The 24199-nt window shown below is 54.3% G+C and carries 20 protein-coding genes and 1 pseudogene; 9 read left to right on the top strand and 12 right to left on the bottom strand.

Features of this window, described 5'->3' with window-relative positions; genetic code table 11:
* Positions 1-2 precede the first annotated feature (2 nt).
* Together L379_RS12435 and L379_RS12440 are read right to left on the bottom strand one after the other, a co-directional pair.
* Complete coding sequence (locus L379_RS12435) at positions 3-194, bottom strand: YnbE family lipoprotein (RefSeq protein WP_003857369.1); 192 nt, start codon at positions 192-194, stop codon at positions 3-5.
* Positions 191-2830, bottom strand: a complete 2640-nt coding sequence (locus L379_RS12440; protein ID WP_032653453.1) for a YdbH family protein — start codon at positions 2828-2830, stop codon at positions 191-193. The genes L379_RS12435 and L379_RS12440 overlap by 4 nt, the downstream gene beginning before the upstream one ends.
* A gap of 210 nt (positions 2831-3040) precedes the next feature.
* Here L379_RS12440 and L379_RS12445 point away from each other — a divergent pair, with 210 nt between their 5' ends.
* Positions 3041-4030, top strand: coding sequence for a 2-hydroxyacid dehydrogenase (locus tag L379_RS12445; RefSeq protein WP_017384525.1), 990 nt, complete (start codon positions 3041-3043; stop codon positions 4028-4030).
* A 180-nt stretch (positions 4031-4210) separates the two neighbouring features.
* Here L379_RS12445 and L379_RS24990 read toward each other — a convergent pair.
* Both L379_RS24990 and L379_RS12450 read right to left on the bottom strand, forming a co-directional pair.
* Positions 4211-4383, bottom strand: a pseudogene (locus tag L379_RS24990) (GnsA/GnsB family addiction module toxin).
* 305 nt (positions 4384-4688) lie between these two features.
* Complete coding sequence (locus tag L379_RS12450) at positions 4689-4967, bottom strand: YdgH/BhsA/McbA family protein (protein WP_003857380.1); 279 nt, start codon at positions 4965-4967, stop codon at positions 4689-4691.
* A 227-nt stretch (positions 4968-5194) separates the two neighbouring features.
* Between L379_RS12450 and L379_RS12455 the strand changes: the two genes are divergently transcribed.
* Positions 5195-5785 (top strand): DUF4142 domain-containing protein, encoded by a 591-nt coding sequence (locus tag L379_RS12455; RefSeq protein ID WP_017384526.1) that lies wholly within the window; start codon positions 5195-5197, stop codon positions 5783-5785.
* Positions 5786-5859: 74 nt separating this feature from the next.
* Here the strand turns inward: L379_RS12455 and L379_RS12460 are convergent, their stop codons facing one another.
* On the bottom strand, positions 5860-7956 hold the full coding sequence (locus L379_RS12460) for a pyrroloquinoline quinone-dependent dehydrogenase (protein ID WP_032653450.1): 2097 nt from the start codon (positions 7954-7956) through the stop codon (positions 5860-5862).
* Between the two features lie 10 nt (positions 7957-7966).
* Entirely contained in the window at positions 7967-8332 is a 366-nt protein-coding gene (locus L379_RS12465) for a hypothetical protein (protein ID WP_032653447.1), read from the bottom strand.
* A gap of 434 nt (positions 8333-8766) precedes the next feature.
* On the opposite strand from L379_RS12465, the gene L379_RS12470 reads away from it, so the two are divergent.
* From L379_RS12470 to L379_RS12480, 3 genes are all read left to right on the top strand, one after another.
* Complete coding sequence (locus L379_RS12470) at positions 8767-9747, top strand: IS5-like element IS5 family transposase (protein ID WP_001575870.1); 981 nt, start codon at positions 8767-8769, stop codon at positions 9745-9747.
* 418 nt (positions 9748-10165) lie between these two features.
* Positions 10166-11428, top strand: coding sequence for an amino acid permease (locus L379_RS12475; RefSeq protein WP_080473510.1), 1263 nt, complete (start codon positions 10166-10168; stop codon positions 11426-11428).
* A gap of 87 nt (positions 11429-11515) precedes the next feature.
* Positions 11516-11755: a DinI family protein gene (locus tag L379_RS12480; RefSeq protein WP_003857390.1), complete on the top strand. Its 240-nt coding sequence runs from the start codon at positions 11516-11518 to the stop codon at positions 11753-11755.
* Positions 11756-12075: 320 nt separating this feature from the next.
* On the opposite strand, the gene L379_RS12485 is transcribed toward L379_RS12480, so the two are convergent.
* The 3 genes from L379_RS12485 to fhuE all read right to left on the bottom strand — a co-directional run bounded on the left by L379_RS12485 (position 12076) and on the right by fhuE (position 16514).
* Entirely contained in the window at positions 12076-12822 is a 747-nt protein-coding gene (locus L379_RS12485; protein WP_017384530.1) for a molybdate ABC transporter permease subunit, read from the bottom strand.
* A 14-nt stretch (positions 12823-12836) separates the two neighbouring features.
* Positions 12837-13751: an extracellular solute-binding protein gene (locus L379_RS12490; RefSeq protein ID WP_032653444.1), complete on the bottom strand. Its 915-nt coding sequence runs from the start codon at positions 13749-13751 to the stop codon at positions 12837-12839.
* Between the two features lie 594 nt (positions 13752-14345).
* Positions 14346-16514 carry a ferric-rhodotorulic acid/ferric-coprogen receptor FhuE gene (gene fhuE, locus L379_RS12495; protein ID WP_032653441.1) on the bottom strand — a complete coding sequence of 723 codons (2169 nt, stop codon included), beginning with the start codon at positions 16512-16514 and terminating at the stop codon, positions 14346-14348.
* A 164-nt stretch (positions 16515-16678) separates the two neighbouring features.
* On the opposite strand from fhuE, the gene L379_RS12500 reads away from it, so the two are divergent.
* Positions 16679-17737 carry a YncE family protein gene (locus L379_RS12500; RefSeq protein ID WP_017694072.1) on the top strand — a complete coding sequence of 353 codons (1059 nt, stop codon included), beginning with the start codon at positions 16679-16681 and terminating at the stop codon, positions 17735-17737.
* Positions 17738-17997: 260 nt separating this feature from the next.
* On the opposite strand, the gene dcp is transcribed toward L379_RS12500, so the two are convergent.
* On the bottom strand, positions 17998-20031 hold the full coding sequence (gene dcp, locus L379_RS12505) for a peptidyl-dipeptidase Dcp (RefSeq protein ID WP_032653436.1): 2034 nt from the start codon (positions 20029-20031) through the stop codon (positions 17998-18000).
* A gap of 143 nt (positions 20032-20174) precedes the next feature.
* Here dcp and ydfG point away from each other — a divergent pair, with 143 nt between their 5' ends.
* Positions 20175-20921: a bifunctional NADP-dependent 3-hydroxy acid dehydrogenase/3-hydroxypropionate dehydrogenase YdfG gene (ydfG, locus tag L379_RS12510; RefSeq protein ID WP_015570609.1), complete on the top strand. Its 747-nt coding sequence runs from the start codon at positions 20175-20177 to the stop codon at positions 20919-20921.
* 90 nt (positions 20922-21011) lie between these two features.
* On the top strand, positions 21012-21698 hold the full coding sequence (locus L379_RS12515) for a GntR family transcriptional regulator (protein WP_003857403.1): 687 nt from the start codon (positions 21012-21014) through the stop codon (positions 21696-21698).
* Between the two features lie 35 nt (positions 21699-21733).
* Here L379_RS12515 and L379_RS12520 read toward each other — a convergent pair whose 3' ends face one another.
* Complete coding sequence (locus tag L379_RS12520; protein WP_015570611.1) at positions 21734-22165, bottom strand: universal stress protein; 432 nt, start codon at positions 22163-22165, stop codon at positions 21734-21736.
* A gap of 287 nt (positions 22166-22452) precedes the next feature.
* Between L379_RS12520 and ydfZ the strand changes: the two genes are divergently transcribed.
* Positions 22453-22656: a putative selenium delivery protein YdfZ gene (gene ydfZ / locus L379_RS12525; protein WP_003857405.1), complete on the top strand. Its 204-nt coding sequence runs from the start codon at positions 22453-22455 to the stop codon at positions 22654-22656.
* A gap of 44 nt (positions 22657-22700) precedes the next feature.
* On the opposite strand, the gene L379_RS12530 is transcribed toward ydfZ, so the two are convergent.
* On the bottom strand, positions 22701-24164 hold the full coding sequence (locus L379_RS12530; RefSeq protein WP_015570612.1) for a mannitol dehydrogenase family protein: 1464 nt from the start codon (positions 24162-24164) through the stop codon (positions 22701-22703).
* Positions 24165-24199: the final 35 nt, after the last annotated feature.

Genomic DNA, 24199 nt, shown 5'->3' with positions numbered 1-24199 from the left:
CCTCAGAACAGATCGCTGCGGGATTTCAGCAGGGCTTCAACGTCTTTATCCACCTTGATATGGATTTCATGCTCGATTTTCACGTTCATGTTGATGGTGATCGGCTCTTTGGGCGCCGCCACTTCAATGCGCGGCGTGCAGCCTGACAGCAGCGCGACGACGGCCACGGTGAGTACACCAGCCCTCTTTTTCATTGTTGTTCCTCACTTTCCTTGCCTGTCGAACCGCGGAGAAGGGGTATCGCCGCATGTTGCTCAAACCATGTTTGCAGATTGTCCCCAAAGCGCAGGCTGCGCCAGAGGGTAAAAATGTTCTCTTCATGGGTGTAATTCAGGTTTACGAAACTGCTTTTACCTTCGACGCGGCTGGTGCCTTTAATGGCCGCCTGCATGGTTAACACACCCAGATTATCCACATTGAGTTTTGTCCACGACTGCGAAATTTCCATATAGCGGAGCCAGTTGATCGCCGCCCCGGCAACCATGTTGTCTTTCACAATGGCATCCGCCGTGTCCTGGTCGATGCGCAGCGTCATCGGCCCCGGGTTGGTCAGCCAGCCATCTTTAATGATCCATTTTTCATTGTCCAGCCAGAACGGCAGCGCGCCGCTCACCGGGCCGGACATGGCAAACTGCTTCGGATTCACCGCGCTTATCAGTTCGCTGGAGGAAATATTATCCACGCGCAGTAAAGCCGGATCGTGCTGCGGCATTCTCAACTGCTGCATGGTGATTTTCCCGCCGAGCGCTTCCACCTTCACGTTGGTGAGCAGGAGCGGGTTCGCTTCGGTCCAGGGATAATCGCCCTGGAGATCCGCGGTGATATTTCGGGCTGTGACCAGGTTTTTCACCTCGTCGATTCGTAACGTTACCGGCCCGCGCGTGCCCAGCGACCAGGTACCCTGGCTTAAGCGGAACGGAAGAACAAAATCCACGCCGTTGATCTCGTTATCCGGCATCCACGCGCTGCCCGCTTTCAGCACCCCGTGCCCCCCGGCCTCAAACCCCTGATCGGGGGCCGCGGAGAAAGCCACCTGCGCGTACATTTCGCCGCCGCGCAGGGTCATTTTCCAGTCTGGCGGGATCAGCGGCTGAAACACCGTAAGAGACTGTTTTGGCCACCAGGCCTGACCGCGAAGGCGTTCGCCGTCCCAGCGTCCATTCACCTGGACCGGGCCGATGTCGTCCGCATGCAGGTTCCCTTTAAACTGGAACACCGTCGGGTCTGTCCCGTCAACACTGAAGGTCAAAACGGACGGCGGCAGCACGCTTCCGCCTGAAAAGCTTGTTTGCCCGGCGTTAAGCGCGAGCGCGCCGCTAAAGGTGGGGTTATCCGGGTCCCGCGACCAGCGCACCGGGTGATCCAGCACCAGGCGTGGCTTGCTGACCAGCATCGTACCGTACTGCAATTTGTCGAACCCCGTGGAAAGATCGGTCAGTTCGATAACGTTGTCGCGCCACTCCCCGGTTCCCCGGACATCCCAGCGCGCGTTCATTGGCGTGAAATTCCCTTTACCCCAGTAGCGCCACTGCCACAAACCGTTGTCCGGTAAAAAGTCGTTAGCCTGGCCGTCCAGATGCAGCTCAAAATCGCCCATCTCGTTTTCATGCGCCCGCAGAATGGCTTGCAGGCGGCCGTCCACGCCCTTCTGCGTGAGCTTCACGCCCGCCAGCGGCCAGCGGATCTCATCGATATCCAGCGAGTCGATGATGCGCCCGCGCGAGCGCAATAAAGCGCCGGGTTCAAACGTAAGCTGCGGATCGTAAAGGCTGCCGGTCAGCATCGCCGGGAGCCTGGCATACAGGATCAGATCGTTTTGCTTGGCTTCCCCGCTCAGGTGCAGCGGCATAGCGCTGTTATCCATACTGAGCGAGCCGGGACCGATATTCAGCACCGCGTTGCCCTTACCCGCATCCCCCTGGGTCAGCACGTTGAGCCGCCCCGTGAAGGTGGCTTTCTCCAGCCCCTGCTGCCAGTTATCCACTTTCAGCCCGACGCGTCCGCTCATTGGCACGCCGGAGGCTAACCAGTTCCAGCGTCCGTCGCTGATGGTCAACTGCTGAGCGGTGATCTGCCACGGTAAATCGAGCAGCGGATCGGGGTTGTCCCGCGCCATGACCACCAGCTGGCCCTGATTGTCCTCCCAGTCCAGTTCGGCATCGACCAGCGAGGATAACTGTGGCACGTTAAAGGTCGCGACCGTATGCCCTTTCACCGGCACGCCGTCCGGCACCAGCGGCAGGGTAAATTCACCGACCAGCTTCACGGGCTGCGGCTGATCCGGCAGTTGCACATCGAACTGGCTGATGGAAAGGGTCTGGCCGCGTAACTGCCCCTTAATGCTCACCTGCTCGCCTTTATAGGTGATGTCCTGGCGGGCTGGCGTCAGTGAGGCATGCAGCTCACCTTCCCACTGCTGCCAGGGAGAAAGGGTAAAGCGATGGATGGTCAGCCAGGTGTTGGGCAGGATGGCCTGCCACTGCGCCAGCGTTTTCGGCGCCACCGTAGATGGCGCCGATTGCGGTAATTTGCTCAGGCAGACAGAGTTAAGTTCAAGTGCGCCAATATCCAGATCCCAGCGGCTGGGGTGTGACAGAGTCACGTTTTCCACGCGGGCAATTTCACACTCTTCTACCAGATAGCGGAGATCGGGGATGATCAGGGCGTGACGCGTGAGCCGTGGGCTTTTTTCAAACGCGATGCGCGTTCCAACGGGGAGCCAGATCCCGGCGAGCGTGGGTACCCACTGGGCGAGCGTCATCAGCAGCGTCAGCGGCACAAGAAATAGCAGCAGTAATAGCGCGATTGCGGCTTTGTATTTACCCTTCATGGGCAGTTAATATCCTGATTTTGCGAAAAAAATAAGCCGTTCTTGCCGCTCATTGTCGCATGTTTAGCCAGTCAGTTGAAGGTAATGCCATTTTTAAGAGTAGATGCTCTACAATAATTCATAGAACTTATTGATTTCAATGAATTTTGAAAAATTGTAAGATAATTTTAAACATGCTAACGTGGTTCCAAAATCACTGGAGAAAGTCTTATGAAACTCGCGGTATATAGCACAAAGCAGTACGACAAAAAGTATCTGCAACATGTTAACGAGACGTACGGTTTCGATCTTGAATTTTTCGACTTTCTGCTAACTGAAAAGACGGCTAAAACCGCCCACGGCTGCGAAGGCGTGTGTATCTTCGTTAACGACGACGGTAGCCGACCGGTGCTGGAAGAGTTGAAAAAACAGGGCGTGAAATACATTGCCCTGCGCTGTGCGGGCTTTAACAACGTCGATCTCGATGCCGCCAAAGAGCTGGGTCTGAAGGTCGTTCGCGTCCCGGCCTATTCTCCGGAAGCCGTGGCAGAACATGCGGTCGGGATGATGATGTCGCTCAACCGTCGTATTCACCGTGCCTATCAGCGAACCCGTGATGCTAACTTCTCTCTGGAAGGGCTGACCGGCTTTACCATGTACGGTAAAACCGCAGGCGTCATCGGTACCGGCAAAATTGGCGTGGCCGCCCTTCGCATCCTGAAAGGATTTGGCATGCGCCTGCTGGCGTTTGATCCGTACCCAAGCGCCGCTGCGCTGGAGCTGGGCGTGGAGTATGTCGATCTGAAAACGCTCTTCTCGCAGTCTGACGTTATCTCCCTGCACTGTCCGCTGACCCCGGAGAACTATCATCTGCTTAACCAGTCGGCGTTCGACCAGATGAAAGACGGCGTGATGATCATCAATACCAGCCGCGGCGGGCTGATCGACTCTCAGGCGGCTATCGAAGCGTTGAAAACGCAAAAAATCGGCGCGTTGGGTATGGATGTGTATGAGAACGAACGCGATCTGTTCTTTGAGGATAAATCTAATGACGTGATCCAGGACGACGTGTTCCGTCGCCTGTCTGCCTGTCACAACGTGTTGTTCACAGGACACCAGGCGTTCCTGACCGCCGAAGCGCTGATCAGCATTTCGGAAACCACGCTGGGGAATTTGCGTCAACTCGAAAAGGGCGAAGCGTGCCCGAACGCGATAGTGTAAGCCTGGTAAGCCGGGTGGCGGCTACGCCCTGCCCGGCCTGTGGATTGCGTTAATTGTAGGCCCGGTAAGCGCAGCGTCACCGGGTTTTTTGGGCTTCAATCCTGCCACGCGCAGGATAGTCCTGGCTGACGTTTGCCACTCTGCTTTATCCAGTGACCCGAAAACAGGTAATATTTTTAATTAAATAAGTTTGATTTTTACCTCATATCCCTCGAGGCCTGTCATGGCTTCACGAGCGATAAACTCAATTTCAGACACTTCCTGCCCTGTTTTTTTACGTAACTCTGAAATTTTTTGGTTATAAGCGCTGAAATTTCTTCTTCTGCCTTTTGCGTCAGTGCGTCAACGTTCATGTTTACCTCTTGCAACCGTTTACTGTTTCCCTTCTCCAGCAGGCGACAGCTAACGATTAACTGCCTTTCACCATAACTGTATGTAAAGAGTAGACTATCTGTGTAACGTATGCTGCCGTCGCATTTAAATATGCATTTAGATTGCATTATTTAAACAAGGTGTTATTGTCCCAAAGCCTTAGAGCACAAAATAGATAAATATAAGAAAAGCTTTGACTCACACTCGCCCCGCATCAGGGGCATTTTTTTGGCTGTCTGTAAGCAAAAAACCCGCCAGAAGCGGGTTTTTGTGTTATTTGAGAAAATTATTTAAAGACTTCTGCGACGGCCTGGAAGTTAGGGCCATGCTCGCGGGCAGCGATGATGACGTAGTATTTCCCGCCCTTCTCGTCTGCCAGTTTTGAGAGTTTTTGATGAAGATCTGAAGGTGAAGAAATTTGTCCACCTGAAGCCCCTACAGATACATTACCAAGGTATTCAAGCTTGAAGTGGTGCGCTTCATCCTTGGAAATCATATCTGCCGCAGATGCGCCGAAGCTTGCTACTGTTAAAGCCAATACACTCCCTAATAGTGCTTTTTTCATATCATTCCTCCTGTTGATGAATCTATATATTTAACATTAGCAGCAAATATGTAAATGATCCGTATCAATATTGTAGAAGGATTGAGCATCACGACCAGCCATCACTGACCTGAACAGCGGGTACAGCAGGTTCATCTACTATACTGACCTGTGCAGTCGCCATTTATCTGCCGGTTGCGCCTGAAGCAATTGAAACTTACCTGTACCATGACCATCAGGAGAACAATATGCACACGAGTAAAACCCTGAAAAGGCTGCTAGCCGTATCAGCAGTTGCAGCAATGTTCAGCACCGTTGGCGTACAAGCCCAGACAACCAGCGCCGCGCAAACTCAAACTGCGGGCCAGGCTCAACCGGACGCCAGACTCAGCTCCGGCGACGAGAAAGCATTGAAGGACATGGCGCAGGCCAATATCAACGAAGTTGCCGCCGCCAGGCTCGCCCTCGACAAGGCCCAAACCAGTGAAGTGAAAACATTCGCCCAGAAAATGGTCGACGATCACGGCGCCGCGCTGACCAAAGTCAAGACCGTTGCCCAGAAAAAGGGCGTGGAGCTGCCGACCGAACCAGACGCCGCGCATAAAGCCCTGAACTCAAGGCTGGAAAACCAGCGCGGTGACGCTTTTGACAAAATGTATATGGAATATGCTGGCGTGAAGGACCACGAGAAGGTGCTGTCGAAGCTTAAAAGCGACGCCAGTAAAATCGACGATCCAGATGTGAAGGCTCTGGCCAACGAGCACACTCCGGTCGTTGAGCAGCATCTGAAGTCCGCCGAGCAGATGTCAGCGCGTGCTGGCGCATCAGCCGATAAATAACGCGTCGGTAAAACAACTACTGCAAAATAAAGTGGGGCCCGCAGGCCCCACGCTTATTTCCCCTTCCTGCTGAATTATTCCGGCAAGGCGTAGACCACCACCTGATCGCCCACCTGATCCTTCAGGATCGTATTCCCGCCAGCCACGAAGGCCACATACTGGCGACCTTTATATTCATAGACGGACGGGTTCGCTACCGCCGGAGCTTCGGCCTGATCGGACCACAGCTCTTCACCGCTCTCTACCGAGTAGGCACGCACTTTGGCATCCATTGAGGCACCGATGAAGATCACGCCGCCCGCCGTCACTGCCGGACCACCAATGGTAGGCGAACCCCAGCTTTCCGGCATGAAGAAGCCATACTGCTGGGAGGCGCCAACCGGACGACGCCATTTCACATCGCCCGTGTGCATGTCCAGCGCCACGATTTCACCAAACGGCGGTTGCCAGCACGGCATGCCAAGCCAGTTGCTCGCCACCAGCAGACGCATACCGTACGGGGCGCCTTCCTGTGGGGCAAAGCCGCTTTCGTTGCCGGAGTCTTTGTCTGCGTTATCGTAATCCTCACGGCTGTACAGCTTCACGTACTGGACGATATGCGAGGTGTTGACGATAGCGATCTGTTTTTGCGGATCGAACGCCACCCCACCCCACTGGACGCCGCCGGCGCTATCGGGATAGGTGAGCGTGCCTTCGCCTTTGGTGGTTGGCGGGGTATACATTCCCTCATAGGTCAGGTTATCCCACAGGCGGGAGCACTGGCCGCCACCGACGATATCCGCCAGCTTCCAGATTTCCGGTTTTTTCGACTGGTCGAGCAGCGGCGCGGGTTTGGTCGGGAATGGCTGCGTGGGCGAGAGAACTTCGCCCTGAACCGACCCATCACCCTGCGGAACCGGACGTTCTTCGATTGGCCATACGTCCTCCCCCGTCAGGCGGTTAACCACAAACAGGAAACCCTGCTTGGTGGCCTGCACCAGCGCCGGGATCTGCTTGCCGTCTACGGTGATGTCCATCAGCGTCGGGGCGGAGTTGATATCGTAATCCCAGACGTCGTGGTGTACCCACTGACGGGACCAGACCACTTTACCGGTGTTGATGTCCAGGGCGGTGGTCGAGGTGCCAAGCGGAATAGCGTCTACGCGGTTGCCACCCCAATAGTTGGGAGACGGCGATGAGACCGGGAGATAGACCAGACCGTTGGCCTCATCGGCGGACATGTGCGTCCAGACGTTGGCGGTACCGGTACGCTTGCGGATCTCTGCCGGGATCGCCTCAAAGGTCCACTCAAGCTTACCGGTCTGAGCGTTGACTGAAAATACGGTGCCCGGAGGGGCTTCGGCATAGGCCCAGTCTTTCCCGGCCCAGCCCACCAGCAGATGGTTGCCGACAACGGTTGGCGGTTGCAGGACAGAGAGCGGATACTTCGCGTTAACGGTATTCCACTGGTTCAGATCCAGCACGCCGTTATCCGCAAAGCTGCTGCACGGTTTGCCTGAATCGGCATCCAGCGCAAAGAGCTTACCGTCAACGGTGCCCATATAAACCATCTTCTGGCATGCCTCTCCGCTCACCGGATTTTTGGCCTGCCAGTAGGAAACGCCGCGGTTTTTCAGCACCGGCTGGGTCAGCGCCTTGCGCGACGATTTGGTGTCATAGTGCCACTTCTCTTTACCCGTCCCCGGATCCAGCGCAATCAGGCGATCGAATGGCGTGCCAATGTACAGCGTATCGTTGGCGAAAATGGGCGTTGCGGACCAGACGGTAGCTGGCGTATCGCCTTTACCGTCCGAGACGTCGCCGGTATGGAACTCCCAGACTTTGGTTAATTTCCCGACGTTATCCGCCGTAATTTGGGTCAGCGGACTGTATTTCTGCGCGTTAAGCTGGCCGTGGAAGCTGTCCCAGGTGGCGGTGCCGGGCACCAGCGGCGTCGCGGGCTGGCTGGCCGAGGCGACTTTCTTTTCGTCACCGCTGCCGGTTGAGGCATCATCGGTGGTTTTTGTGGTTCCGGGCGCCTGCTGATCGGCCGCATCAACATTCAGTGATTTCTGGGTCCCCTGAGAGGCTTCAGCGGCCTTATCCTGCGCCTGTAGCGCGAGCGGAGCGACCAGCAGCGCCAGCGCCGTCATGCTGACTTTTATGAAGGGATAATGCTTATCGTTGTGCACGGGCGGCTCCTCAGCTTCTGACGGGATGGTTGTAACGGGCGGAATGGCTGCTCAGCATAATCAGACCCACCAGGCCGACCACCATGGCTGCCGTTATGATGTACTGGTGCAGCAGCGCGGCGGCGAAAGCAATACCCGCCAACACCACCAGGGTGACAATAATCAGGAAAACGCGCGCCCCGCGACGCGATGCCGCGCGTAGCATAAAGGTCAGGATCGCCAGCACCACGCTGGCAATGACCACGCCCAGTGCGCCAATGGTGCCAGTGACGCCGGTAAGCGGCGTCCACCAGGCGTATAGCGCCACCGCGAAGGCTATTATCGCGCTCAGCAGCAGCAAAATGCTGCCGATGCGCGAGGATTGAGAATGCAACATACCAGGAGTCCCCCTCTGAAAAATGCAAAATTGACCATCATTAAGGCGTTTTCGTGGATATATGCCCCTGCTGCCCGTCGCTATTAAGGCAACGCGACGTGTGGTGCGGCGGCATATTTCACTAAACGTAACTGAGTATAGAAGAGGATTTTTTTATGGGACGTTTAATAGCAGGCATAAGACACCTTGTGCCCCTTCGCCACCATAAAGAGAGCGTTATGTTACAAGACGGTTCGAAAGCTACGAGCGGGTTACGCGATTGTCTACATTCTGTTTTTTAATTTCAGGCATAACGGGATAATTTCACGCCCAATAAAATAATTAAATAAGCCCCCCTTCAATATGATGGCGCCTTATGGTACTTAAGGAAGGTGCGAACAAGTTCCTGATATGAGATCATCATATTCATCCGGAGCGCATCCCAGAGGGACATCATGAGCCATCAACTCACCTTCGCCGATAGTGAATTCAGCACTAAGCGCCGTCAGACCCGAAAAGAGATTTTCCTCTCCCGCATGGAGCAGATTCTGCCATGGCAGAATATGACCGCTGTCATCAAGCCGTTTTATCCCAAGGCGGGCAATGGCCGACGGCCCTATCCGCTGGAGACCATGCTGCGTATTCACTGCATGCAGCATTGGTACAACCTGAGCGACGGTGCCATGGAAGATGCCCTGTACGAAATCGCCTCCATGCGTCTGTTTGCCCGGTTATCCCTGGATAGCGCCTTGCCGGACCGCACCACCATCATGAATTTCCGCCACCTGCTGGAGCAGCATCAACTGGCCCGCCAATTGTTCAAGACCATCAATCGCTGGCTGGCCGAAGCAGGCGTCATGATGACTCAAGGCACCTTGGTCGATGCCACCATCATTGAGGCACCCAGCTCGACCAAGAACAAAGAGCAGCAACGCGATCCGGAGATGCATCAGACCAAGAAAGGAAATCAGTGGCACTTTGGCATGAAGGCCCACATTGGTGTCGATGCCAAGAGTGGCCTGACCCACAGCCTAGTCACCACCGCGGCCAACGAGCATGACCTCAATCAGCTGGGTAATCTGCTGCATGGAGAGGAGCAATTTGTCTCAGCCGATGCCGGCTACCAAGGGGCGCCACAGCGCGAGGAGCTGGCCGAGGTGGATGTGGACTGGCTGATCGCCGAGCGCCCCGGCAAGGTAAGAACCTTGAAACAGCATCCACGCAAGAACAAAACGGCCATCAACATCGAATACATGAAAGCCAGCATCCGGGCCAAGGTGGAGCACCCATTTCGCATCATCAAGCGACAGTTCGGCTTCGTGAAAGCCAGATACAAGGGGTTGCTGAAAAACGATAACCAACTGGCGATGTTATTCACGCTGGCCAACCTGTTTCGGGCGGACCAAATGATACGTCAGTGGGAGAGATCTCACTAAAAACTGGGGATAACGCCTTAAATGGCGAAGAAACGGTCTAAATAGGCTGATTCAAGGCATTTACGGGAGAAAAAATCGGCTCAAACATGAAGAAATGAAATGACTGAGTCAGCCGAGAAGAATTTCCCCGCTTATTCGCACCTTCCTTAATAAAACAGGGTGTTTATTCTTTAATTAACAGACGTGCAGGCAGGGAAAGTCAGTCGTTATTTGTTCGTTAATTTAACAAATCCCTTTCTTAATTAACCGCCTGTTAAAGCATCGTCAAAGAATAACGATAGTTATTGCAGGCATACACATAAGGTTTTCGGTATGCAACATCAAACCCCTCCCAACCGTGACGTAATGGCGCAGCGACGACTACAGACAGATAAAAACTAAATAAGTCGTCGCCCCTCTAACAACGCGGTAAAATATGATGAATAAAGCCACAACTCTCTCAGCTAATATTACAACACGCTCTAACTGGCACTGGCAGGATAATATCTGGACGCTGGGCCTTTATGGTACAGCCGTCGGAGCGGGAACACTGTTCCTTCCCGTGGAAATCGGCACCCGTGGTCCGGTTATTTTTCTGGTTATGCTCCTGCTGGGGCTGCCGTTATCCCTGATCCCCCATTTACTCCTTTGTCGTGTATATATGCGTGAAGAGAAGACTGAAAACGGCACGTTGCCGATCTTCGGCTCCTTCTTCAGCGGAAGGGGTGAAAAGCTGATCACCCTGTTCTATTGTGTGACCTTCTTCCCGGTAACCCTGGTTTACGGGGTGGCGCTGATTAATGCGCTGAGTAATTTACTGGTGGAGCATCTGCATATTACCGCCCTCAGCCGTGGGCCATTGTCGTTTATCGTGGTTGCTGCGCTGTATGTGGTGCTTAGCAAGGGCCGGGACAGAGTCGTGGCCATTATGAGCGCACTGGCGCTGCCGTTCGCGGCATCTGTACTGCTGATCGCCGTATCACTTATCCCGGGATGGTATCTGTCTAACCTGACCGATACGGCCGCTGAAATGAACGCCACGCCGCTGCCGGTAACGCTGAAAAATATCTGGCTGACGCTGCCGCTTATTACCTTCTCGTTTTGCTGTGCGCCTATGGTCTCCCCGCTGAGCTCTTACTACCGGGAGAGGAAAGCGGAGGGTGAGAAAAAGGCACTGTTCGTGATCCGCATCGCCTACTTAGCTATCTTCGCCAGTATCCTATTTTTCGTGCTGAGTTGCGTGCTGGGGATCCCCCATGACAACTTTGTGCGAGCGAAGGCGGAAAACCTGAATGTGCTGTCGGTGATGAAGGGAAACGGTGATTTCAGCCTGATTTACCACATTGCCCCGCTCATTGCTATCATCGGTATGACGAAATCCTTCCTCGGCGTAGGTCTGTCGGTCGCACAAACGTTTGGCCAGTTGGCTGCCAGCGTATCCGGCAAAAAGGCCAGCGCCAGCAAGCGGCTGGCCTCTCTGGCGCTGTTCCTGCTGACCTATGGCATTGTTTATGCCAATCCGGATGTGCTCAGCCTGATTGAAATGTTCTGCGGACCACTGATCGCGGTGATCCTGTTCCTTATCCCGGCGTACCTCATATACACCCGCCCCTCGCTGGCAGAGCTTCGCGGCGTGACGGTGTTTTTGGTTGTTCTGGGCGGGCTGGCAACGCTGTCTGCATTGCTCTGGACAATGCTTTAGTCTGAACGCCGTTTGACTGTACCCATATACAGTAGTATTTTACGTTCAGGCTGAATCACATGCGTAATATCCATAAGGTAAACAATCATGTTTGTGGAACTGGTTTATGACAAGCGAAACGTACAGGGGCTGGAGGGAGCCAGGGAAATCATTCTGGCCGAACTGACAAAACGCGTGCACCGGATTTTTCCTGATGCCAGCGTGACGGTTAAGCCAATGCAAGCGAACGGCCTGAACAGCGACGCCAGCAAAAGCGACCGTGAAAAGCTCAACCGCATGCTTGAGGAGATGTTCGAAGAGTCGGACATGTGGTTAATACAAGAGTAACCGGGCGCAAAGCCCGGTTCTGGCTTCGGGAGACAAAGAGCATACAACGTTAACTTTACGTAATTTCTTCCGCTATCGCGACGTACCGATTTACGCCTCCATGGTTCCCACAGCATAATCCCACCGATCCGATTGTAAGACATATCCAGCGCGCGCCACATTTTCTTCCTGCCCTGTACTTTCAGTCTGACTGACTGGGGGTTTCTGTGTGTGGCCTTTTATGAAGAATCCGGTTTGGGGTTATTCGAGATAGCCCGCTGAAATGGAAACGTGAGCAAGCTCATCCGCTATGAACGAGGAACGGACGATCTAAGGGGTGTTCATTTCCTGGCCATTCGTTTGCCAAGAGCAAAGCAGACCATTGGCAGGGGAAGCGTCACTACCAGCAGCATCCATAGCAAAGTATATACTGTGTCCACCCCGTCATTTTGCAGATTGGTATACAGCTTTACCGGTATACCCTGCGGGAAATAAGCAAAGATCATCACGATCCCGAACTCGCCTACCGCGCGAACCCAGGCGAGTGTTACGGCAGAAGCCAGCCCAGGCAATGCCAGGGGTAATGTAAGAAAACGAAAGCGGTTCCAGGGAGAAGCTCCCAACGTTTGTCCCGCTTCAAGAATATTTTTGGGAACAGTGGCAAACGCCGAACGCGACACCACGATAAAATAAGGCAAAGCGCCGTAAACCTGAGCCAGCACAAACGCCGCCGGATTATTTACCAGCGTAGCTCCCAACAGTGAAAGCCAGCGGCCAATCACGCCATAAGGCCCGAAAGCCGAAACCAGCAAAATCCCCATTGCCAGCGGTGGCGTCAGCAGAGGGATCATCACCAGCAGTTCACCGATCAATCGTTTTCGACCCGTGGCTTGTGACAGCCACCATGCCACCGGCATGCCGATAAGAATGATAATTCCGAGCGCCAGCACACCCAGTCCCATTGAGACGGCAATGGCGCTGTCGTCGCGCCAGGCCAGCTTCAGATGATGCCAGGGCGTGACGCTAATCAGCGTGATAAAGGGGATACTTAACAGCAGGATAGCGGGCAGAGATAACCACCCCGCCACCCAGCCCGGTTTTCTTAGCGGGCGTATAAGCTGTCTCCTTTAGGTTCGGCGTAGCCAAACGCTTTGAACAATTTCTGCCCCTCGGCGCTTTGCATGAACGATACGAACTTTTGTCCCTGTTCTACACCATTCGGCGCGTTTTTCAGCACCGCCGCATAGAACACCATTGGTTGAGTGTGCAGAATTTGATCCTGGCCTTTGCTGTCTTTAATGGTAAAACTGACGGTGTCATACCACTGTTTCGTCATCGCCGGGTTGCTGAGGTTTATTTCATCCGGCAGCGCGACATACGGCAAATGCGCTGAGCGAACTTCACTCTCGTATCCCGCTGCTGCATCCACCTGACCGCTTTCCAGACGCGCCAGCAGCCCTCCTTCCTGATGAGTCTGCTGTGGGTTTTGCAGCGAGCCTAAAATTTTATCGGTGATGCCCGGCATGTTGTAATACTTTTCCGCCAGCATCAGGCTAAACACAATATTCTGGCCTTTTGGGTCGACATAAGGATCGGTGCGGCCAAATAAGACATCTTTCTGCGTCAGCAGAGTCAGCCACGAGCCGTCTTTCTTTCTGTTGGCCTGTTCAAACTGCGCTGCATATTTACCCTCAGGACTGTAAGCGACCACCATGCTGGTACTGGCGACAGGGACCGCCTCATCTATCAGCCCGGCGTCTTTGAGAATTTGCATCGGCCCCGGGGTGATGGAGACAAACACATCGGCCTCAATTTTGTGGTTTGCAAGCAGGCGTGCCATCCCGTATGCACCCTGGCCCTGCCCCTGATAGCCGTCGTTATTTGCTCTGGAAAAGGCCGGACCTAACCCCTGGTCCATTACTTTGCCCATGGAACCGGCATAAGTCACCCTGATATCCTTTGCCAGCGCCATGGATGGCATTTGCATCAGCGCAACCGCCACCAGCACAACCTGCATTCGTTTCCTGGCCATAAACACCCTCTCGCTATATATTCTTTTATATATCGAATTTTCCAGAAAAATCACCGCAATGACAACCTCCTCAAGCGCGCCGTTGATGCAAGGTTGAATTAAAGGAAATCGGTCTGGGTGGTGCATGGTCGACTTAGTCAGATGTTGTCATCCAAATGTGGGCAATTATTCATGAAACATGCTGCGTAAACTCCTCGTGGCTTTGCGTAGAAGAATCTTGAACTCATTGTCATCAAGGTCTTTTGCACAGTTGTAGCCCAACTCGCTTTATAGATAGATACATAGTGATTAAATAACTTGAGGAGTTGTGTATTGCTCAGGATTACCCTCGAGTCTGAGGGCGTCCTGTTCATTGAATATTTACGCTTTTGCGTCTGGCTGTTTTACTGCATATCCAACATACGTCTTCTTTTACTGATCCAATGTTTCCGGCACCAGGCTCGTCCCCCGTTCAAACCGGCACATTATTCGTTACCAGGATGGCAATGGCATGGCGGCCATCGCCGTGCCGTTGCCGCTGGTGGGGCCGAAGCGCATTTCGGAACAGGTGATGGCCAGGATAGCGATAAGCTGATTAGATCAGAATGTGTAACTCATGCTTACCGAGACGCTACGCGGTTCGCCATAGACGGCAGAGTCATCGAGGTAGGAGTAGTATTCGCGGTCGAACAGGTTACGAACGTTTGCCTGCACCGCCAGCTGTTTCGTCAGCTGATACTGCGCGAACAAGTCGACGAGCGGATAGCTGCCCTGATAGAGGCGCTGCGTCTCGCCGTCCGGACCGGTGACATCTTTGTACACCTGATTCTGCCAGTTCACGCCGCCGCCTACGGTCAGATCCGGAAGCGTCGGGACGCGGTAACGGCTGAACAGCTTAAGCTGCGTCTGCGGCGCAAAGCTGTTGAAGCGGCCATCTGAATCACGGGCAACATAGCGGGTCGCGCTGAAGGTAAGCTGTAGATTGTCGGTAACGGCACCGTTCACCTCAAATTCCGCCCCTTTGCTCACTGCGCCTTTGGTTGCGCGATAAGCTTGTTCGCTGGATCCATTAACGAATACCCCGCTGATTTCCTCCCCCGCGTTCTCCTGTTCTATGCGGAATACGGCAACGTTGGTGGTCAGTCGACCGTCCATCCAGTCTGCCTTCAGGCCGGTTTCATAATTTTTACCGGTGACGGGAGAGAGCCATGCACCCTCTTTCGTGCGTTTGGTTTGCGGGGCAAAAATTGAGGTATAGCTGGCGTAAGCGGAAAGGCTGTCGTTGATGTCATACACCAGCCCGCCGTAAGGGGTGGTGTTGTATTTACGCATATCGCCGCTGCTGCCATCTGAGCTGTACTGGGTATAACGTGCGCCAACGATTAGCGACAACGGATCCGCCAGCGACAGGCGTGCCGCCGTATACACCGATTTTTGCCGCACGATATCATCCGCATTTTGATACCAGTCGCCCCACTCCGGCTCGGCCACGCTGCCGTCCCAGCTGTTGTTGAAGATGCCAATCTGAGCACTGTCCATTGGCCCGTCTTTGCTGAAGGTAGCATTGTGCTGTCGGCTATAGTTGGCTCCGGCCATCAGCTGATGTTGACGCCCGAGAAGTTCAAAAGGCCCGCTGGCGTAGGCATCAAAGGCGTCCAGAGTGCGCTTGCCGCGATCCTTACTACCCCAGCCTGATGCGCCTTCTCCGGTGGTGGCGTCCGGATTGCCCATCACATAAAGCAGGGTATCATTGAACGTTTGCTCGCCGTGGGTTCCATTGAAACGCACCGACCAGCCGTTATCCCAGTTGTGGGTGAGGTTAGCAAAAACTTTACGCGACTCAACGGAGTATCCCGTCCAGTCTGCCGAGGTATTGACGTTGCGATCGTAATGGGTACGGCTGCCGTTACTGTACAGGCTGGGTAATCCGCCCCAGGTCGGGTTGGCTGTGTTTGTTTGCTGATAGTCCCAGCCCAGCGAGGCCGTCGTGTGTTCCGTTACATCGCCTTCAATGACGCCATAGAGAAATTTCTTGCGCTTGCCATATCTGTCAAGCCAGCTGTCCTGATCCTGATAACCTGCCACGACGCGCCCACGCAGGCTGCCGTCGGAATTGAGGGGCACGGAGATGTCGCCCACATAACGCTGTTTGTTCCAGCTTCCGTAACTTGCGCTGACGTTGCCCCTGAAGGTTTTACTGTCGGCACGTTTACGCACCATGTTCACCGTTGCTCCCGGATCGCCAGCGCCGGTCATCAGGCCGTTTGCGCCACGCACAATCTCTATACGATCATAAATGGCAGTATCTTCCTGCGCATCGCCAAAGTTCCACGCGTCGCCCATTGATGTGGGGATCTCATCGTAGGCGAAATTGGTGATTTCAAAGCCGCGGGAAAAGTAGCTGGAACGCTCGCTATCAACCTGCTGCGACGAAACGCCGGTGGCATTGGTAAGTACCTGGTCAATGGTTTGCAGGTCTTGATCCTGCATACGCTGGCGCGTCACGACGCTGACTGACTGGGGGATATCGCGCGGGGTCAGCAGCATTTTGGTGCCTGAACGCGTGGTTTTTACCGCATAATCCTGCTGCGAGTCGGCGCTCCCGTTCCCGTCACCGTAGACAACCATCTCTTGTTCTTGCGTATTTTCATCCGCCTGTGCCGGGTGCATGACGGCGGACATTGCCAGCGCAAGCAGTGAAAGTGAGAAGGAAGCAGGAATTAATCCTGCGGACGCTTTCGCGCGATTAGCCCTGCCTTTAAAAATCATCATGTTACCTGTCTGTTGTTGTCGTTATGTGCAAATCATTCATCCAAATAAGAATGGAAATGATAATTATTTGCTTTATTATGCACAGGTAATTTTGTAAGTTAAATGTAAATAAATGTATATTTATCAAAATCAGCGCGGCTCGCGCATGACAGGAACAAAAAATGAACACATTCCATTGGCTAAAAGGAAAGACATGGGGCTTAAGCATTCTTACCGCGGCGTTAACCCTGAGCGCAACGGCGTCAGCAGCCCTCCCGGGTTCGGCTGAGCTCAAGCAGCGCGAACTCGCTGACGGTCTGTATGAGATGGTTTACTCCCCAACGGCAAACGCGTTGTACGTTGCGAGCGCACAGAGTTTCAAAAACGTCAACGGCGGGGTGCTCTATAAACTGGATCCCACAACGCTTGCCACGCAAGGTGAAACCCACACCGACCTGAAAAACTTCGGCATGGCAGCGGACGATAATGGCAAGGTCTACTACACCACCAACACCCTTGATGGCGGGGTATCGAAAGTGGACGTGCAAAGCGGCAAGGTGCTACAGCGCCTGATGTTTGAAGGCAAAGACAAGGATGGCGACCCGGTTGGTGCGCGTGAAATCCTCTTCCACAAGGGACAACTGTTTATCGGCGGCGTTGCCGACCCTGGGTTTATCTCCGTGGTTGATGCCAACACCATGACGCTAAAAGCCCGAATCGAAAATGCCGGGAAATGGGTGACGGGTATTATTTATTCGCCGCTGACAGACCGCCTTTATGCCGCCAATGGCGGCGGTGAAATTCTGGTGATTAACCCGGAGACGTATAAAATCGAACAGCGCTGGACGCCGGGAGATAAAAAAGCGTATTTGTTCCTGAATATGGCAGAAGATCCGGCCACCGGGCGCCTGTTCGTGACTGATGATTCAAAAGCCAAAACCACACTGGTATTTGATGAGCGCAGCGGGAAAGTTATCAAGCGTCTTAAAGGCGATGCGCTGGGAATTAAGTTTAACGCTGAGCGCAACGAAATTTTCATCACTCAGCGCGAATCCAGGAAGGTGTTGCAGCTTGACGCCGGGAGCTATGCTGTGAAAAACAGCTGGACGTTCACCAGCCATCCCAACAGTCTTCTGGTAACACCGGACGGTAAAACGTTATACGTAACCGTGAAGCAGGACTTCAATGACGACAACACGACGAAAGGCCCGGATAGTGTGGTTCGTATTTCATTAAATTAAACAATATACAGCCATCCTGTGAGGGATGGCTGACTTATAAACGTGGACGCTGAAGCAGTATATTTAGTCCGGCCAACGGATAAAGTCGGGTTAAAGCGCCAGATGTTCTAAAGTCGCGGGGATCCTTACTGGGTAAAAGTAAAGGTGTAGCTACGTGAAGCTGGCCCCTATCCTCCTGCAAATTTCGCAGAATTAAGGATTCATTTTGGGAAAGAAAAAACCGGGCCTCGCGCCCGGTTCTGTTCCCACACTAAAAAGCCTTACGCACTCAATCCGCGATTCTCCAGCATCGGTTCGATCTTCGGATCGTGCCCGCGCCAGTTCCGGTAAAGTTCAGCTAAATCAGTGCTGTTGCCGCGGGACAAAATCGCCTCGCGGAATTTCTGTCCGTTCACGCGCGTCAAACCGCCCTGCTCGACAAACCACTGGTAGCCATCGTCCGCCAGCATCTGCGTCCAGAGATAGGCGTAATAGCCCGCCGCGTAGCCGCCGCCGAAGATGTGGGCGAAATAGCTGCTGCGATAGCGCGGCGGTACGGCTGGAAGATCCAACCCCTCTTTTTTCAACGCGGCGGCTTCAAAGGCTTCCACGTCTTCAACGGGCTCCTGAATGCCGTGCCAGTTCATATCCAGCAGCGCGGCGCTCAATAGCTCCGTCATGTCATAACCCTTATTAAACTGGGTCGCATTGAGCATTTTTTCCCGCAGCGCATCCGGCATCGGTTCGCCTGTTTGATAGTGACGAGCAAAGTGCGCAAACACCTGCGGATGGCTGGCCCAGTGTTCATTGATTTGCGAAGGAAATTCAACGAAATCACGTGGCGTGTTGGTGCCTGAAAGCGTGGCATAGCGCTGGCTGGCAAACAGGCCATGCAGGGTATGGCCAAACTCGTGGAACAGGGTAATCACATCATCCCAGGAGATCAGCGCGGTCTGCCCGTTCGCCGGTTTTTGATAGTTGCAGACGTTATAAATCACCGGACGCGCGGCAAACTCATAAGACTGCTCAACAAAATTCCCCATCCACGCGCCGCCCGCTTTGGAATCACGCGCGAAAAAGTCGCCGTAGAACAGCGCCATGCCTTCACCCGTGTGGTCGAAAATCTCCCACACGCGAACATCCGGGTGGTAAACCGGAATATCAAAACGCTCGACAAAGCGGATACCGAACAGCTGCGTGGCGGTCCAGAATACGCCATCTTCCAGCACGGTATTGAGTGCGAAATAGGGTTTGATCTGCGACTCATCCAGCGCGTATTTCGCTGAGCGCACGCGTTCGGCATAAAACGCCCAGTCCCAGGCCTGTACCGTAAAACCACCCTGCTCGTCGTCGATGACCTTCTGAATATCCGCCTGCTCCAGCGCGGCCCTGCCGCGTGCCGCAGGAACTATCCCGCGCATGAATTCGAGCGCGGCTTCCGGCGTTTTCGCCATCTGATCGGCAATGCTCCAGCTCGCATAGTTGTCAAAGCCGAGCAGCTGCGCCTGTCTTGCCCGTAACCCGGTAAGCCGACGGATCAGCTCGCGCGTATCGTTTTCGTCGCCTTTCTGAGTGCGTTCCCAGCCCGCGCTGAACAACTTTTTACGGGTCTCGCGCAACGACAGCGCCGCCAGCGCGGGCTGTTGCGTGGTATTCAAAAGCGGGATCAGCCAGCGATCCGTCAGCCCTTTTTCTGCGGCAGCGTGAGCCGCGGCAGCCACCTCCTCCGCACTGAGCCCGTCAAGCTGGTGAACATCGTCCACCACCAGCCCTCCCGCCTTGTTCGCCGCCAGCAGGCGCTGGTTGAACTGGCTGGTCAGGGTGGCGGCTTCGGTATTCAGGGCTTTCAGCTCGGCTTTTTCATCGGCATTCAGACGCGCGCCAGCAAGAACAAAGTGCTGATACATCTCCTCCGTCAGTCGTCGGGATTCGGCATCCAGCGCCTCGCGATCCTGCCAGACGGCTTCCACGCGGGCGAAAAGCGTATCGTTTAGCCAGATATCGTTCGCCAGCCCGGCCAGTTCGGTGGAGAACTGCTCGTCCAGTGCCTGAAGATCATCGTTGGTGTGTGCGGACGTCATGGCGAAGAACACGCTGCTCACGCGTGACAGCATGGCCCCGCTCTTTTCCAGCGCCAGCACGGTATTGTCGAAGTCCGGCGCGGCGCGCTGCGCGATAATCGCGTCAATGTCTGCACGCTTCAGGCGCATTGCTTCATCAAATGCCGGACGATAATGGCTGTCGTTAATCGCATCAAAACGTGGCGCCTGATAAGGCAACAGGCTAATTTCAAAAAAAGGATTGTTGACCGACATCGTTTACTCCTGAGCACGGTATTTCTCCCCAGAGTAGGCCAGCCTGCGCCGGCCTGCAATGGCGTCATACAAATGTTGCCTTAACGACGTGCCGGAGAGCGTGCTATGTTTGTACAACACAAAAAGCGTTGAGGAACAGTGAGATGATTATTTTAGTTACCGGGGCGACAGCGGGTTTTGGTGAAAGCATCACGCGTCGCTTCGTCGCCAACGGACACAAAGTGATTGCAACAGGGCGTCGTCAGGAGCGTTTGCAGGAGCTAAAAGACGAGCTGGGTGACAGCATTCTGACCGCACAGCTGGACGTGCGCAACCGCGCCGCCATTGAAGAGATGATTGCCAACCTGCCTGCCGAATGGCGTGAAATTGACGTGCTGGTCAATAACGCCGGCCTGGCGCTGGGCATGGAGCCTGCCCACAAAGCCAGCGTGGAAGACTGGGAAAACATGATCGACACCAACAACAAAGGGCTGGTGTACATGACCCGCGCCGTGCTGCCGGGCATGGTTGAACGTAACCGTGGCCATATCATTAACATCGGTTCCACCGCCGGAAGCTGGCCTTACGCGGGCGGCAACGTCTATGGCGCGACCAAAGCCTTTGTCCGCCAGTTCAGTCTGAACCTGCGCACCGACCTGCACGGAACCGCGATCCGCGTGACCGATGTTGAACCGGGTCTGGTAGGCGGAACTGAATTCTCCAACGTGCGTTTCAAAGGCGACGACGCGAAAGCGGATAAAACCTATGAAAACGCGAATGCGCTGACGCCGGAAGATATCACCGAAACCGTCTGGTGGGTCGCGAATCTGCCGAAGCATGTCAACATCAATACGGTTGAGATGATGCCCGTCAGCCAGACCTATGCCGGACTCAGCGTGCATCGCGGTTAATTTACCCCACCCGGCCTGCGGGCCGGGTATGTGATGGCAGGGAAAAGAATGGTAGTATGTTCAGGTTAACTCTCTGAGAAATCACAACCCATGGCCGCTGAATCGCAACTTAATCCAACCCAGCCCGTTAATCAGCAAATATATCGCATCTTACGCCGTGATATTGTTCGCTGCCTGATCCCACCGGGAACGCCACTCTCAGAAAAAGAGGTTTCGGTACGTTTTGACGTTTCCCGTCAGCCCGTACGTGAGGCGTTTATTAAGCTTGCAGAAAACGGCCTTATTCAGATCCGCCCTCAGCGCGGCAGCTATGTAAATAAAATTTCGCTTTCGCAGGTACGGAATGGCTGTTTTGTTCGCCAGGCCATCGAGTGCGCCGTGGTGCGTCGCGCCGCGTCGCTCATCAACGATAACCAGTGCTACCTGCTGGAGCAAAACCTGCATCAGCAACGAATCGCCATCGACCGCAAACAGTTAAACGACTTTTTCCAGCTTGACGACGAGTTCCACCAGAAACTGGCGCAGATCGCCGAGTGCCAGCTCGCGTGGGATACCGTCGAAAACATCAAAGCTACCATCGACCGCGTGCGCTACATGAGCCTAGACCATGTTTCTCCGCCAGAGATGTTGCTGCGCCAGCATCATGATATTTTCAGCGCGCTGGAAAAACGCGACGTGGAAGCCGTAGATAAAGCGATGACGCTTCACCTTCAGGAAATTAGTGAGTCAGTTCAGTTAATTCGCCAGGAAAACCGCGAGTGGTTCAGCGAAGAATAAAACTTCGCCGCCCCCTTTCGGTTGCGGCGAAGTAATTAGCGGACCACTAATACCGGAATAGTGGCGTAGCGCAGGATAGTTTCAGCATTCGAACCCAGCAGATGGGTTGTAATGCTCGGATTTTTTGATCCGATAACAATGACATCATATTTCCCCTCTTTGCTGAGCTTGATGATTTCATCGCGTACGTTGCCGAAGCGAACTTCACAGTCAATATTGTCCGGGGACATATCAAAGAGCCGTTTCAGCGCCTTCATCTTCTTATCAGACTCGGCGGTCATATACTCTTCGAACTTCTTAATATCGGCATTGAACCCCCGCAGTAACGAACGGCTGCTGTTAGGGAGAATGTTGACCAGGGTGATCGTCGCGCCTTCCGCCTTCGCGAGGTTGACCGCGTGGCGTACCGCTTTATCGCTCAAATCCATTTCAAACACGTCAACAGGCATCAAAATTTTCTTATACATAAGCCTGACTCCTTTTCCGATGAAGGGTTATTTTCTGCCTCCAGAATGACATTGTGGATATAAACAAGGCCTAAACACTTGCACCCGGAAACTATCAATTAAGGAAAATAACTGTCCGCTTTGTAAAGTGGTGTCCTGAACCGTCAACGCCTGCATGAAATAAGAAAAAAGTGTGAGCTTGATCAAAAGCAAATAATTTCGTTAAAGAGAGGCGTATTAATAGTGCCCCGTGAACGGCAGCCGTTGAATTAGCGCCGTAACGGATAAGTACGAGAGGAGAAAATACCATGATGACATACGACCGTAACCGAAATGCAATCACCACTGGCAGCCGCGTCATGATTAGCGGCACAGGCCAGTTCGGCGTGATTAAAGCGATCCACAGCGACGGCCTTAATGCCGAGCAGGTGCGTCGTGGTAAAACGGTTGAAGTCGAGGGATGCGAAGGTAAGTTCGAACCGATTGAGCTGATTCGCCTGGGGATGCACTAAGCTGCGCCCCGACATGCCGCCGCGGACGGCGGCATGTCATCGCGTTAAAGCCGGGAGGCGTACTCAGCAACCGTGGCCTTCGCGCCTTTTTGCAGCAACGTTTGATAGGCCTGCATGACCGCAGCCACAAACACCGCGTCCTTCGGCAGCTCGTTACCGAAAATAGCCTCAATGCCCAACAGCGCGCTAACGCGGCTTTCGCCTTCAGCGCTACCGTTTACCGCCGCCTGAATCACCGCCAGCTGCGGATCGCTCACCTCAATCGCGTTACCCTGCTCATCCACACCGCCGACATAACGCATCCAGCCCGCAACACCGAGGGCCAGCAGCGGGAAGGGTTTCTGGTGGACAAGGTGCCAGCGAACGGAATCGAGCATCCGCTGCGGCAATTTCTGGCTACCGTCCATGGCGATTTGCCAGGTGCGGTGACGCAGGGCCGGATTGCTGTAACGTGCGATCAGCTGGTCGGCATAGTGAGCTAAATCCACCCCCTTCACTTTCAGCGTCGGCGCCTGCTCTTTCAGCATCAGCGCATGCGCGGCTGCGCGATAATGTTCATCTTCCATGCAGTCGTTAATGTGCTGATAACCGGCCAGGTAGCCGAGATAGGCCAGGAACGAGTGGCTGCCGTTAAGCATACGCAGCTTCATCTCTTCAAACGGAATGACATCAGAAACCAGTTCCGCACCGGCCTTTTCCCACTGTGGACGTCCGGCGACGAAATTATCTTCCACCACCCACTGGCGGAACGGCTCGCAGGCGACACCTGCCGGATCGCGTACGCCGGTCAGCTGTTCAATTTTATCCAGCGTTTCAGCCGTGACGGCGGGCACAATACGGTCCACCATGGTTGACGGGAAGGTGACGTTCGCTTCAATCCAGTCGGCCAGTTCGCCATCAACAGCGCGCGCGTAGGCGCAGGTGACATTGCGCATCACGTGGCCGTTTTCCGGCATGTTATCGCATGACATCACGCTGAATGCTGGCAGCCCCGCCGCCTTACGCCGCGCCAGCGCTTCAACCACTACGCCTGGCGCAGATTTCGGCTGATGGGGGTTTTGCAGGTCGGCAACGATTAACGGATGATCGAACATCAGTTGTCCGGTTGCCGGGGAGTGGCAATACCCTTTCTCGGTGATGGTCAGGGAAACAATGGCGACCTGCGGATCGCACAGCGCCGCCAGCACGGTTTCAAGGCCGTCGACCTGCGCATGCAGCGCATTTTTGACGACGCCGACCACGCGCGCCGTCCACGCATCGGCAGACATCTCTGCTACGGTATAAAGATTATCCTGTGCCTTCAGATCGGCGATCTGCTGTTCGCCGCCAATCAGGTTAACTTCGCAGTAACCCCAGTCGCTGCCCTGTTCTGCGGCGAGTATATCGGTGTACACCGCCTGGTGCGCACGGTGAAACGCGCCAAACCCTAAATGAACAATGCGTGCCTTGAGGCTGTCGCGATCGTACTGAGGACGCGTTGCCTTCGCCTGTAATAAACGGTTTTCCATGATTGAGACTCGTTAATTATGAACGCTGAGATCCG

This window comes from Enterobacter sp. MGH 33, from assembly GCF_000534535.1.
Classification (GTDB): domain Bacteria; phylum Pseudomonadota; class Gammaproteobacteria; order Enterobacterales; family Enterobacteriaceae; genus Enterobacter; species Enterobacter hormaechei_C.
This window is presented reverse-complemented; position numbering and strand designations above follow the sequence as displayed.